General features: G+C 45.7%; 13 protein-coding genes and 2 tRNA genes. All 15 read left to right on the forward strand.

Annotated features, from left to right (window positions below):
• Positions 1-91: 91 nt before the first annotated feature.
• The 15 genes from U719_RS04385 to U719_RS04455 all read left to right on the forward strand — a co-directional run bounded on the left by U719_RS04385 (position 92) and on the right by U719_RS04455 (position 14083).
• Positions 92-165, forward strand: a tRNA-Met gene (locus tag U719_RS04385).
• An 11-nt stretch (positions 166-176) separates the two neighbouring features.
• Positions 177-250 (forward strand) — tRNA-Ile (locus tag U719_RS04390).
• Between the two features lie 116 nt (positions 251-366).
• Positions 367-1827, forward strand: coding sequence for an alpha-amylase (locus U719_RS04395; RefSeq protein WP_023467536.1), 1461 nt, complete (start codon positions 367-369; stop codon positions 1825-1827).
• A gap of 93 nt (positions 1828-1920) precedes the next feature.
• Entirely contained in the window at positions 1921-2529 is a 609-nt protein-coding gene (locus U719_RS04400; RefSeq protein WP_016404085.1) for a superoxide dismutase, read from the forward strand.
• Between the two features lie 135 nt (positions 2530-2664).
• The gene (locus U719_RS04405) at positions 2665-4737 is read left to right on the forward strand and encodes a penicillin-binding protein 2 (protein ID WP_023467537.1); all 2073 of its coding nucleotides are present in this window, start codon (positions 2665-2667) and stop codon (positions 4735-4737) included.
• A 226-nt stretch (positions 4738-4963) separates the two neighbouring features.
• Positions 4964-5908, forward strand: a complete 945-nt coding sequence (locus tag U719_RS04410; RefSeq protein WP_023467538.1) for a PstS family phosphate ABC transporter substrate-binding protein — start codon at positions 4964-4966, stop codon at positions 5906-5908.
• 90 nt (positions 5909-5998) lie between these two features.
• Complete coding sequence (pstC, locus tag U719_RS04415) at positions 5999-6940, forward strand: phosphate ABC transporter permease subunit PstC (protein WP_023467539.1); 942 nt, start codon at positions 5999-6001, stop codon at positions 6938-6940.
• Position 6941: 1 nt separating this feature from the next.
• Positions 6942-7850 carry a phosphate ABC transporter permease PstA gene (gene pstA / locus U719_RS04420; protein WP_023467540.1) on the forward strand — a complete coding sequence of 303 codons (909 nt, stop codon included), beginning with the start codon at positions 6942-6944 and terminating at the stop codon, positions 7848-7850.
• A 99-nt stretch (positions 7851-7949) separates the two neighbouring features.
• The gene (pstB, locus tag U719_RS04425) at positions 7950-8726 is read left to right on the forward strand and encodes a phosphate ABC transporter ATP-binding protein PstB (protein WP_053454494.1); all 777 of its coding nucleotides are present in this window, start codon (positions 7950-7952) and stop codon (positions 8724-8726) included.
• Positions 8727-8744: 18 nt separating this feature from the next.
• Positions 8745-9407, forward strand: coding sequence for a phosphate signaling complex protein PhoU (gene phoU / locus U719_RS04430; protein ID WP_023467542.1), 663 nt, complete (start codon positions 8745-8747; stop codon positions 9405-9407).
• A 107-nt stretch (positions 9408-9514) separates the two neighbouring features.
• Complete coding sequence (locus U719_RS04435; protein ID WP_023467543.1) at positions 9515-10237, forward strand: DUF4912 domain-containing protein; 723 nt, start codon at positions 9515-9517, stop codon at positions 10235-10237.
• A 32-nt stretch (positions 10238-10269) separates the two neighbouring features.
• Positions 10270-12453, forward strand: coding sequence for a 1,4-alpha-glucan branching protein domain-containing protein (locus U719_RS04440; RefSeq protein WP_023467544.1), 2184 nt, complete (start codon positions 10270-10272; stop codon positions 12451-12453).
• A 104-nt stretch (positions 12454-12557) separates the two neighbouring features.
• Positions 12558-12707 (forward strand): 50S ribosomal protein L33, encoded by a 150-nt coding sequence (rpmG, locus tag U719_RS04445; RefSeq protein ID WP_012369771.1) that lies wholly within the window; start codon positions 12558-12560, stop codon positions 12705-12707.
• 57 nt (positions 12708-12764) lie between these two features.
• Positions 12765-13310, forward strand: a complete 546-nt coding sequence (locus U719_RS04450; RefSeq protein WP_023467545.1) for a 5-formyltetrahydrofolate cyclo-ligase — start codon at positions 12765-12767, stop codon at positions 13308-13310.
• Entirely contained in the window at positions 13304-14083 is a 780-nt protein-coding gene (locus tag U719_RS04455; RefSeq protein WP_023467546.1) for a DUF92 domain-containing protein, read from the forward strand. The genes U719_RS04450 and U719_RS04455 overlap by 7 nt, the downstream gene beginning before the upstream one ends.
• Positions 14084-14185: the final 102 nt, after the last annotated feature.

Here is a 14185-nt window from a genome sequence, read left to right on the forward strand (position 1 = left end):
AAATGAAATCAGCTGTTTATTTTTTTGAAATAGCATATTGACAAGTTTCGCCACATCTCGTAATCTAGTAAGAGTAAGAAACATACATCATGGCGGTGTAGCTCAGCTGGCTAGAGCGTACGGTTCATACCCGTGAGGTCGTGGGTTCGACTCCCTCCGCCGCTACTATTACTTAAGGACCCTTAGCTCAGCTGGTCAGAGCAGACGGCTCATAACCGTCCGGTCGCAGGTTCGAGCCCTGCAGGGTCCATTCAGTAGAACGCTTCTCGTTGAAAAACGAGGAGCGTTTATTTTTGTTCCCCCGGGGAATAGTAAAGATATTGTAATAATATTCATACTATAGTAACTAAGGGAGAGCGAAGAGAGATGGAACGTAACCATACGATGATGCAGTTTTTTGAGTGGCATGTAGAGAATGATGGGAAGCACTGGCAACGCTTGAAAGAGCGGGCGCCTGAATTACGTGCTGCCGGCATCACGTCCGTGTGGATTCCACCGGCGTCAAAAGGTCAATCGGATGAAGATACAGGATATGGCATCTATGACGTCTATGATTTAGGCGAATTTGATCAAAAAGGAACGGTCCGTACGAAATACGGTACGAAAGATGAACTCGTCGAAGCGATCCAGGTTGCTCGTGAGAACGATATCGCTGTTTACGCGGATGTCGTCATGAACCATAAAGCAGCAGCCGATGAACTCGAGACAATCAATGTCGTCGAAGTCCATCCGGAAGATCGTTCGAAAGAAATTTCAGAAGAGTTTGAAATCGAAGCTTGGACGAAGTTTACGTTCCCGGGACGTAACGGAAAATATTCAGATTTCATCTGGACACATGAATTTTTCAATGGAACGGATTTTGATGCTCGTGAAGAAAAGACGGGTGTCTTTAAAATTTCCGGTAAAAATAAAGATTGGAATGATCAAGTCGATGATGAATTCGGAAACTATGACTATTTGATGTTCGCGAACATCGATTATAATCACCCTGAAGTCCGAGAAGAAATGATCCGCTGGGGACATTGGTTCCAAGAAACAATTGATTGCCAAGGTTTCCGACTCGATGCCATCAAACATATCAACTATGAATTCGTTCATGAATTCGCAAAATCAATGATTGAAAAAAGTGAAGGTGACTTCTATATGGTCGGTGAGTTCTGGAAATCAGATCTCGATGATTGTCGTCATTTCCTCGATAGCGTCGACTATACGATCGATTTATTCGATGTTCCGCTTCATTACAAGTTCCATGAAGCTTCGAAGCAGGGGCAAGACTTTGATATGACGACGTTGTTTGCGGATACCCTTGTCGAATCACACCCGACGAATGCCGTCACGTTCGTCGATAATCACGATTCACAACCGGGCGAATCACTGGAGTCGTGGGTGGATGACTGGTTTAAACAACATGCTTACGCGGCGATTTTACTTCGTAAAGATGGTTATCCATGTGTCTTCTACGGTGACTATTATGGTGTGCAAGGACCACATCCGGTAGAAGGAAAAAAAGAAATGATTGATGCCTTACTCTATGCACGGTATCACAAAGCGTATGGTGAACAAGAAGATTATCTCGATGATCCACATTGTGTCGGTTGGGTTCGTCGTGGAGTTGAGGAAATTGAGAACTCCGGCTGTGCGGTCTTATTGTCGAATGCCGATATGTGTGAAAAACGGATGTTTGTCGGTGAAGAACGTGCAGGTCAAGAATGGTTTGACTATACGAACCATCAAGATCACCCTGTTGTGATCGACGATGAAGGATTTGGTGTCTTCCCAGTTCCAGGTGGTGGTGTATCAGTTTTTGCTCCACGAGAAGTCGAGTAAATCCGAGGGTCTTGACTTGCGTCAACACAGGTTCTTTTGCTAGTCTTAAAGGGTATTGAAGTTTTCGAAAATAGTACAAAGGGGGACATGAACATGTCAAAATTTGAATTACCAGAACTCGGCTACGCTTATGATGCGCTTGAGCCACATATCGATGCTCGTACGATGGAGATTCACCACACGAAACACCACAACACGTATGTCACGAACGTGAATGCGGCGCTTGAGGGTACAGAACATGAAGGAAAGTCACTTGAAGAACTTCTTCAAAACTTGGATGCTCTCCCAGCAAACATTCAAACTGCAGTCCGTAACAACGGTGGCGGTCACTGGAACCACTCATTCTTCTGGAAACTGTTGAAGAAGAACGATGGTGCTGCTCCAACAGGGGAACTCGCGGCAGCAATCGACGAAGCATTCGGATCATTCGATGCATTCAAAGATGCATTCGCGAAAGCAGCAACAACTCGTTTTGGTTCAGGTTGGGCTTGGTTAATCGTTGATGGTGGGAAATTGGCAGTCGTTTCGACACCAAACCAAGATACACCAGTCATGGAAGGCAAAACACCAATCCTCGGTCTTGATGTTTGGGAACATGCATACTATCTCAACTACCAAAACCGCCGTCCTGATTACATCAATGCGTTCTTCAACGTCGTTGATTGGGATCACGTAGCGAAGCTTTACGCTGACGCGAAGTAATGTGAAAACGAGCGTATCGTTCAATTGTGAACGATACGCTTTTTTTAATGCGGAAAATGATGGGATAGGTTGTTATGGAAAGTTTCCTTCTATATAATGAAACAAGATGACTTTTGAACGATAGGGGAGTACGCCATGGCTAAACGAATCACCGTACGAGGAAGACGGCGTAATCATCTGCCGCTTCGTCTGAATTTAATGTTCTTCGTCGTTTTTTTATTGTTTGCGATTTTGATTTTCCGTTTAGGAGTCGTGCAAATCGTCAATGGTGAGAAAATTTCGCGGGAAGTTCAAAAAACAGAAATGATCGCATCAAAATATGAAGTGCCACGCGGAAAGATTTATGACCGGGATGGTCGTCTTTTGGTTGATACGATTTCTAAATACTCCATCGTCTACCGTCGCGCACAAACGACGAAAGTCGATGAACGCATTGAGATTGCACAGCGTCTTGCGGCAATCATTGATCTACCGAAAAAAGATTGGAAAGTCACGGAACGGGACATCAAGGATTTTTGGGTGGCGACGAATACAAAAGAATCGGATCGTCGATACCAAGAGGCAGTAAAAAAGAAGTATCCTTCAACAGAAGCACAAAGTAAGCTCTCGATTCCGGAGCAAGATAAAATTCGTTTAGATGCCATCACAAAAGAGGATATCGATTATGATGATCAGACAATGGAAGTCATCGCGATCAAACATAACATGGAAGTTGGTTATGCACTTGATCCGCAGCTCGTCAAACTCGGTGCATCTGCAAAAGAGATGGCGATCATCGATGAAAATCTAGAAGATTTAAAAGGTGTATCGGTGGAACCGTTTTACGAGCGTTCTTATCCATATGAAGGAACACTTCGGAATATCTTTGGGAAGTACTCGAAGATTCCAGCAGAACAACAAGCAGAGTTCAAAGCAAAAGGTTACAGCTTGAATGACCGTGTCGGAACATCATTCCTTGAACAACAGTATGAAGATCTACTGCGTGGGAAACCCGCATACGATGTGTATGAGACGTTTAACGGAGAGCCGGTCGGTGATCCAAAACGCGAGGAAGGCGAGTCTGGTAAAGATCTCGTTTTAACTGTTGATGCAGAGTACAACAAACAAGTCGACAAAATCATGCAACAAGCCATTAAAATGGGGCGTGGCATGGGTAGTCGTTATCTAAAAGAAGGTTACGCCGTCGTCATGAATCCACAGACAGGTGAGATTCTTGCGATGTCTGGTCAAAAGTTGGATCCAGCAACCGGCAAGTTCTCAGATGTCGCAATCAATAACGTCTTGACGTCGCTTCAAATCGGTTCGACGATCAAAGGTGCAACGGTTGCGATGGGACTTGAGGAAGGTGTTATCCGTCAAAACGAAGTCATCAATGATGCTCCGATCACGATTGGTGGTACGAAAAAAGCATCGTACGTCAACATGGGAGCAATCACGGATTTGACGGCACTTGAGCGTTCATCAAACGTTTATATGTTCAATATTGCGATGCGGATGGCGAAATATCCGAGTAATGGTATCGCTGGAGCAAGTGTAGATGCAGCGGCTGCGATCATGCAGAATTACTACAGTCAGTTCGGGCTCGGAGTGACGACCGGTGTCGATTTACCGTACGAAGCAAAAGGTGTTCAAGGGACACCGGACCGTGTCACGCTACTCATGGACCGAGTCATCGGACAGTACGATGCCTTTACACCGCTACAAGTTGCACAGTATATTTCAACACTTGCCAACGGTGGCTATCGTGTTCAACCGCACTTCTTAAAAGAAGTTCTCGCGTCGAATTCGATTGAAAAAGGAACAAAACAAGTGGATTATAGCTTCAAGACGAATTACCTGAATCGGATTGAGGTCAGTCAAGATAACATTGATCATGTCCGCGAAGGATTGCATCGTGTCGTTAAGGGAGAGCGTGGTACAGCAAAAATCATTGCCCAAACCGGTATTGATGCAGCTGCGAAAACAGGTACAGCGCAGGTCAGTGTCTATGGTGATGATGGAATCGCCTTACGTGACGGAAGTGGTCAACCGGTTCGTTCATTGAACTCGAACCTTGTCGGTTGGGCACCGTATGACAATCCAGAGATGGCATGGGCCGTGTTCCTTCCTTATATGGAACAAGAAACCGTCAACTCAAAAATCGGTCATGATCTTGTCAAAGCGTATTTCAATGTGAAGGACGTACCATGGCAAACTAAGCCAAATTAACTAGAAATAAAGCGAGAGTGAGCAATCACTCTCGTTTTTTTTGTTTGTATTGACCTTTTTTTCTAATGGATTTCGAATTGTAAACACTAAAAAACACGCCTTTACAATTCTTTTACGTTGGATTCATTTCGTTTTAATAGTTCATCCGTAGTATAAGTCTTGTAAGGAAAACGGATAAAAAGTCGTGACATCGTCAGCGACATACTTTCGAGGAGGAAAATTAATCATGTCTTGGATGAAAAAAACAGCACTCATCACAACGGTAGCATCAATCGCAGTAGTGGGGGCAGCATGTGGTAACGATAAAGGCGGTTCTGCTAGTTCATCTGATTTAAAAGGAAAAATCGCAATCGACGGTTCTTCTACAGTCTTCCCGATCATGGAAGCTGTCGGTGAAGAATATTCGATGGAACAACCTGACGTAGATGTCACAGTCGGTGTCTCTGGTACAGGTGGCGGATTCAAACGCTTCGTCGTTGGGGAAACAGATCTTTCAAACGCATCGCGTGAAATTAAAGAAGAAGAAGCAGCTGAAGCGAAAAAGAACAACATTGAATTCACAAAAATGGCACTCGCATATGACGGTTTGACTGTCGCAGTCAGCAAAGAAAATACATGGGTAAAAGAACTCACAATGGAGCAACTCGAGAAAATCTGGCTCGACCCGAACATCAAGACTTGGAAAGATGTCGATTCTTCTTACCCGGCTGAACCATTGAAATTCTTCAGCCCAGGGAAAGATTCAGGAACATTCGATTTCTTCTCTGAGGAAGTACTTGAGAAAAAAGACATGCGTAAAGATGTTCAATTATCAGAAGACGATAACGTTCTCGTCAAGGGTGTTGAAGGAACGAAAGGCGCAATCGGATACTTCGGTTATGCGTACTACGCTGAGAATAAAGATAAGTTGAAGGAAGTACCACTTTCTGCTGAAGGAAAAGACGCAGTCGATCCAACACCAGAAACGATCAAAGATCTCTCTTATCCACTATCACGTGAAATCTACACGTACATCAATAACAAATCGATGAAAGACAAAAAACAAGTCGCTGACTTCGTTCAGTTCACGAACGAAAACGCTGGTGATCTTGCTGAAGAAGTCGGATATATCAAAATGCCGCAAGATCGTTACGATGAAAACGCAAAAGCAATTGAAGACGCAATGAAATAAATCATCGAGTCATGAGGATGGCCCAACCGGGGAAGTCTGTACCGGTTGGGTCCCGTTCTCATGTCAAGAAGGAGTAGGGAGTGAAGAAGGATGAGTTCAACACAAAATAAATCGGTTCGCGAGCTGATTCAACAGAACCGACAGCAAAAATATAGTATGAAAAACGTCATGGAACGCGTCATGCCGATCGTGTTATTCCTTTGTGCGTTCGTCTCGGTCGTTACGACCATCGGCATCATTCTCACGTTAGTCATTGAAACAGAGCACTTCTTCGAAGTCGTTCCGTTCAAGGAATTCTTCGGCAGTACGAGCTGGTATCCACTCAACTCACAACCAGAGTATGGAATTTGGCCGCTTGTCGTCGGGACGCTTGAGATTACCGTGATTGCGATGCTAGTTGCCGTGCCGATCGGTCTCACATCAGCGATTTATTTAAGTGAGTACGCGTCAGACCGCGCACGCCGTATCTTAAAACCAATTCTTGAAGTGTTAGCAGGTGTTCCAACGATCGTCTTCGGATTCTTCGCGTTGACGTTCGTCACACCAGTACTCGTAAAATTGATTCCAGGTATTCAAATTTACAATGCGCTCAGTCCGGGAATTGTCGTCGGGATCATGATCATTCCAATGATTGCTTCGATTTCTGAGGATGCGATGAGCTCTGTTCCGAAAAAAATTCGTGATGGTGCACTTGCCCTCGGTTCGACACGTCTTGAAGTCGCTTTGAAAGTCGTCGTTCCAGCTGCCTTATCAGGTATCATTGCGTCGATCGTACTCGGTATGTCACGTGCAATCGGTGAGACGATGATCGTAACGATCGCTGGTGGTTCGAATCCGACAGCTGCGATCGATCCACTCGAGCCAGTCCAAACGATGACAGCGTATATCGTTCAGGTTGCCTTAGGTGATGCTGGATTTGGAACTGTCGAATATTACAGTATCTATGCGGTTGGTACACTCTTGTTCGTCTTCACGTTAGTGATGAACTTACTTGCGAACTGGATCACACGCCGCTTCAGAGAGGAGTACTAAGATGGCCTTACCAGAAAAGCAACCTGTCTCAAAAAAATTCATTGATCCGGTCGCGGTGAAGAAATCCATTAGCCAGCGACTCATCGTCAACAACGTCACAAAAGTCATTTTCCTTGCTGGACTGTTCTTCGGTCTCGTCGTCTTAGGTATTCTCTTGTTCGGCGTCATCCGTGACGGTGCGTCATGGTTATCACTTGAGTTTCTACAAAATGCACCATCACGCCGTTCGGAACGGGCTGGGATTTATCCGGCGTTAATGGGCTCCATCTTCTTGATGCTCCTCATCATCCCGATGATTTTCATCATTGGTGTCGGGGCAGCGATTTACCTAGAAGAGTATGCGAAGAAGAGTCGGATGACTTCATTCATCGAAGTCAACATCTCAAACCTTGCAGGTGTACCATCGATCGTCTTCGGTTTACTTGGTTTGACGTTCTTCGTACGTAACATGGGCTTCGGCTCGACATTGATTGCAGGAGCCTTGACACTCGCGTTGATGAGTCTTCCGGTCGTCATCGTCTCGTCTCAAGAGGCGATCCGTGCCGTTCCACAAGCAATGCGTCATGCATCACTTGCACTCGGTGCGTCAAAATGGCAAACGACGTTTAAAGTCGTTCTTCCGGCATCACTACCAGGTGTCATTACTGGGATCATCTTGGCTGTATCTCGAGCAATTGGTGAGACAGCACCACTCATCATGGTCGGAGCTGCGATTTTCATTGCTCGTGCGCCAGAAAGTATTTTCTCAGAATTCACAGCATTGCCGATTCAAATCTACAACTGGACAAGTCGTCCGCAAGCAGATTTCCAAGGACTTGCAGCTGCGGGAATCATCGTCTTAATGGTCATTCTCTTGACGATGAACTCACTTGCGATCTGGATCCGGAACCGTTTCTCAAAACGTTATTAATCGAACGAGATAGATAGAAGGGATTTCTTTTAAGGAGGAAGACAGATGATGGATACGAAGCTGAATACGAAATCAGTCGTTACAGAAGGGACAGAGCGTATGAACCAACCAGTAGCAGCACGTGAGAGCGTCTATAACGTCAAAGACTTAAACTTATGGTACGGTGACGATCATGCGCTGAAAGATGTCAATCTCGACATTAAGAAAAATGAAGTCACGGCAATCATTGGACCGTCTGGCTGCGGGAAATCGACATTCATCAAAACATTGAATCGAATGGTCGAACTCGTTCCGATCGTACGGACGAATGGTGCAATCGAGTATCACGGACGTAATATCTTTGATAAAGAATACGGTGTCGAAGAATTACGGACATCGGTCGGAATGGTCTTCCAACAACCGAACCCATTCCCAAAATCAATCTATGACAACATCGCTTATGGTCCTCGTGTCCACGGTGTTAAAAACAAAAAGATCCTCGACGAGATCGTCGAACGCAGTTTACGCCGTGCGGCAATCTGGGATGAAGTCAAAGATCGTTTGAACGAAAATGCCTACGGTCTTTCTGGTGGTCAGCAACAACGTCTTTGTATCGCGCGTTGCCTTGCAATCGAGCCAGATGTCATCTTGATGGATGAGCCGACATCGGCACTTGACCCGATTTCTACATTAAAAGTAGAAGAACTCGTCCAAGAATTGAAATCAGACTACTCGATCATCATCGTGACACACAACATGCAACAGGCTGCACGTGTTTCGGACAAAACAGCGTTCTTCTTGAATGGTGAAGTCGTCGAGTTCGATCAAACAGACCGGATCTTTGGAAATCCGAGTGACAAACGGACGGAAGATTACATTTCAGGACGATTCGGATAAGAAGGGGAGACGAGACGAATGGCAGCGAACCGTACGATTTTTGGAGAAAATCTTGCAATACTCGATCAAAAGGTCTTTTTACTGGCTCGCAAGACGATGCAACAGATCGCAACAACGGCAGAAGCACTCGAAAAATATGATCAAGACATCGCGCGTAGTGTCATCGAAAACGATAATGAACTCGATGATCTTGAACTTGAAATCAACGATGATGCGATTCTCTTAATCGCGAAGCAACAACCCGTTGCGACGGATTTACGACGAATCATCACCGCGATGAAAATTTCGTCGGATCTCGAACGGATTGCAGATTATGCGGGGAATATCTCAAAAGCTGTTCTTCGTGTCGAAACATTCCCGTATGTCATCGATATCTCTTTGTTGAAAGAAGCATTCGAGACATTACTGGATATGACGGAAACTGCGATCGTCGCCTATCGTGACGGAGATGTCGAGAAAGCAAAAGCCTTGTCTGATCTCGATAACGTCATTGATGAGACGACATATAAGGCACTTCGCCAGTACATGCGTCACATGTCACTTCAGCCGATTGTCGTCGATGAAGTTATGCAATTCACGAACATTTGCCGCTACATCGAGCGGATGGGTGATCACTTGACGAACGTCGGGGAGCATCTGATCTATCTCGAAAAAGGAAAACATTATGATTTAAACGGATGAATCAAGTAGGCAGGAGGAATTTCCTCTGCCTACTTTTTTTGTAAAGGGATTCGAAACACGTTTGTAGAATAGGAAAGAAGTGAATAATGACAGAGAGGTGATTGGGAATGCTTGAGCAAATCATTAAATTGAAAGAACAAGGGCTGACAACAAAACAAATCGCAGCTCAATTGGATACGACTGAAGGAAAAATCAAATATGCGTGGACTAAATATCGTAAATCGTTAACAGAACAACCTTTAGTAGCGCCGAAAGTAGAATCAAAAACGGTCAAGCAGACAAAAAAGTCGACTGCACCTGTATTAGACGTCGTACCGTCTGTGCAAGTGGTACCTTCGCTAGAACGTGACGCGTTTGGAATGGCGACACATTACGAGGATGACATCCTCCACGCCATCGTTCAGTCACCGACAGCGTTATACGTCTACTGGGAATTGTCTGAACTGTCGAAACAGTTGCTAGAGACGCACTATCACACGACGTTTGATTCGTTCCGTAAAGAATTACGCATTATTGATGTCACGCTTGTTGAATATGAACAAGGACAGGCAAATCGGACGTATCAATTCGAGCTACCAGAAATGACGAATGCTTGGTTCGTTCGACCAGTCGCCCCGAATACTACATACATCATTGAATGGGGCATTCAAACGATCGACGGGGACTTTGTTCCAGTACTGCGTTCAAAACCAGTCGAAACGCCACGTGACGAGCCAGTTACGGACGGACGGTTCGCGGAAGTCGTGCATCATTGGCAATACGGAGAGGTCGAACAACCGGAATGGATCGAAGTATTACGTCCTTACTCCTATTTCGATCGCGTCCGATAATGGAATTAGAGAGAGGGAAAGGAAGAGAAGCTATGCGAAAAGGATATTTTTCACTCGTCTTACATGCACATTTACCATATATCCGTCATGAAGAGGCGCATCGTCTAGAAGAACGGTGGATGTATGAAGCGATTTCAGAAACCTACATCCCATTATTGTGGGAGGTCGATCGCTTGTCACGTCCGCTCGGCTGGACGGTCAGCATTTCACCACCCGTCATCGAGATGCTTGCCGACCCATTGATTCAAGAGCGGTATATCGAGCATATCGAGGATACGTTACGTTTGATTCGCCAGGAACTAGAGCGAGAGCTTGCTCAAAAGGAACGAGATGCGCTTCTATTCTATCAAGACCGCTATCAAGATTTATTGAATACGTTCCTTCACTGGGAAAAAGATTTGAACCGCGCATTCCGTCATTACAAGGAGCAAGGTTATCTCGATTTGATTACGTGTACGGCGACGCACGGATTCAGTCCGCACATGTTGTCTGAACAAGCGGCACGTTCTGAAATTCAGACGGGATTGAACTGTTTCGAACGTCATTACGGATTCCGTCCATCTGGTCTTTGGATGCCAGAGTGTGCGTATACGCCAGGACTTGATCGTATTTTGTATGAAGAGGGCATTCGTTATACATTCGTTGACGAACATTCAATCTTAAACGCGGATCCGTCACCGAAACACGGAATCGGAGCACCTGTCTATTCGCCGCACGGTGTGGCACTGTTCCCACGTGATCAAATCATTTCCGGGAAGATTTGGAGCTCTGTCATCGGATACCCGGGTCATCCGGATTACCGCGAGTTTTATCGTGACCTTGCGTACGATCGAGAGTGGGATCAAATCGCTGAGTTCATGCACCCGGAAGGCTTACGTTATGATACAGGATTGAAATTGCATCGTGTAACAGGAGAAACGGATCAAAAAGACTATTACGTTCGTGATTGGGCATGGCAACGGACAAGTGAGCACGCAGCAGACTTCGCACAAGCACTTGGTGAACATTTAGATGCGCATCAAGGACAAGACTTCCCACCGTTCCTTGTCACAGCACCATTTGATGCCGAATTGTTCGGTCACTGGTGGTTTGAAGGTCCCGACTTCCTCGGTAAAGCGATGGAACGTTTAGAAGATCAAGGAATTGAGTCGATTTCACCGGCGATCTTCCTCGAACGTCACTTCCAAGACATCGACACGGCGCACGTCGCGATGGGAACGTGGGGACGAAAAGGCTACGCGGAAGTCTGGATCAATGAACGGAATGACTGGATGATTCGTCATCTCCATCAGCTTGAGAAGAGACTAGCAGGAATCGTGGCTCGAAATCGTCATCAAGATGCGTTGACTGTCAAAGCGAAGCGTCAACTCATTCGAGAATACCTCCTCGCTGTCTCGAGCGACTGGCCGTTCATCCTTGATGGACAGACGACAGCGCAGTATGCTGCGAATCGTTTCCGGGAGCACATCCTACGTTTTGAAGAAACTGAGCGTCGCCTGGATGCTGAGGAGCTGACGGTGGAATGGTTGGATGCTCGATATCGCGAATATCCTTTCCTTCAAGATTCAGATATTGAACCGGATGTCTTCTTGACGGCACATGATTACTACGTGGCAGTGAAACGTGAAAAATCTTGGAATACAGACGCCATCTTATTGTTTGTCCGACAATATGATGCGTCAGACCGGCCAGCTTCGGAGCTCGCTCGACGGCTTGCTGCTGCTGGTGAGAACGTCTATGTCGTCACGGAACATCCGGAAGCGTATCGATTTGAAGAAGGTGTTCACGTTTACGGAGTGCAAGTGACAGGTCTACCGCTCGTTCAGACCTATAACCAACTGGCGGCACTAAATTTAGCCTTCTTACGCCAAGCGCAAGCTTTGAGTAAGATCGTTGATTTCGCAGTCATCCACAACTTCAACATGGAGACCGCATCAGCTGCCCAAGCTATCGCGAAGATCAAAGAGTTGCCACTCGTCAGTAACGTCTACGATGTCGAAAGTGAGCGTTCTCCTGATCGTTCAGGTGGTCTGGTCGTTGCCTTAAAACGACTTGAAGGAGATGCGTTGCGCCAATCAGCGGTTGTTTATCTAGAACGAGAAGAGTCACGTCACGGGGTGGAACAAGAGTATCACGTCGAAAAGAAGCCACTGCGTTTTGAAGAGAACCTTGAAAAACCATATCAACACGTGACGAATCCGAAAAAGAACGGATGAACAGTTGCAATTCCTTTCCTTTCTTGGTACGATACTTGAGTATGCTTAACCTTATGTAAAGCAAAATCACTTGATACATCGAGAGCTAGATAGGAGGGAATCCCATGCGCGTTAAAATCACATTAGCTTGCACTGAAACTGGTGACCGTACTTATATCACTAAAAAGAACAAGCGTAACAACCCAGAGCGTCTTGAGTTGAAGAAATACAACCCACGTCTCCGTAAGCACACACTTCACCGTGAAGTGAAATAATTGAGATGGAAGCCGTCACTTCGTGTGATGGCTTTTTTTGTGGAAAGGAAGACATTCATGAATAAACAAGAAGTACGCCGTCTGATCAAAGAACGACTCGATATGATGGAGAACCGTGCGGAGAAGGAACGGTTGATTCACGAACATGTATTATTATTACCTGAATGGCAACAAGCGACTTGTGTCGCGATCACATTAGCTTTTCGAAATGAATGTGATACAAGAATGCTGATTGAACAGGCGTGGCAAGAGGGCAAGACGGTCTTGATACCAAAAGTAGTCGGAGACGAGATGATCTTTTATGAACATGGACCAGAAGATCAACTGCAAGCAAATCAGATGGGGATTTCTGAACCGACCGCTTCAGCACGTCGCGCTTCACTTGCTCAAGCAGAGCTTTGCCTTGTTCCGGGTCGTGCCTATCGACGGGACGGCTATCGGTTAGGATGGGGGGGAGGTTATTACGATCGTGCACTCGTGACCTATGCAGGATGTAAAGTATCGATTGCCTTTTCTGAACAACTTCTTTCAGATTTTGAAGTGGAAGCCTTTGATATCCCAGTTGATCTGATCGTCACTGACTTAGAGGTCATCCGATGCTAAGCGCGACCATTTTGTTTTGTCTATTGCTTGCTTGGACCGGACGATCTTTTCGTTTATTGACGACAAGTGGTGCGATCATGACCTTGCTCGTCGGTAGTGGTGTCTCATTCGGATTCGGTTGGCAAGGATTAGTAGTACTCTTACTTTTCTTTGGTAGCTCGAGCTTGTTATCGAAGGTCGGACGGTCCAGAAAACAATCGGTCGACTCCATCGTTGAGAAAGACGGCGCGCGTGACGGATGGCAGGTCCTTGCGAATGGAGGGCTAGCGTTCATTGCTGCCTTAGCGTATGCCATGACGATGGATTTTGCGTATCTCTTGTTGTTTCTATTCGTCATCGCAGCATCGAATGCTGATACGTGGGCATCCGAAATCGGACCGCTCTCAAGACGTGATCCATGGTCGCTCAAAACGTTACGACGGGTACCAGCAGGAACAAGTGGAGCGATGTCGCTGATTGGAACGGTCGGTACGATCGCAGGAGCTGCGTTCATCGCGATAGCAGCGCATTGGATATTTTCTCTTTCTTTAAGAGACGTCTTACTCGTAACAAGCATCGGTGTACTCGGGAGCCTGCTGGATACACTATTTGGAGCAGTAGGGCAACGCGTTTACCGATGTACAGTTTGTGGGGAATACACAGAAAAGCGAAAGCACCATGGGCAACCGACAGCTTATGTTTCAGGTATTCGATTTTTAGGGAATGATGCTGTCAATGTCTTAACGAGTGGTTTGGCAAGTGGAATCGGGTTTATCATCGTTCGATTCTGGTAACTGGAAAGTATATGAGTATGTAATTCCTTATGTTAGGATATCAATGACACAAAACGGACAAATGTGATTAATTTCACATGATACAAATAATGTGAAAGATGT

Source organism: Exiguobacterium sp. MH3 (assembly GCF_000496635.1).
In the GTDB taxonomy this organism is placed as follows: Bacteria; Bacillota; Bacilli; order Exiguobacteriales; family Exiguobacteriaceae; genus Exiguobacterium_A; species Exiguobacterium_A indicum.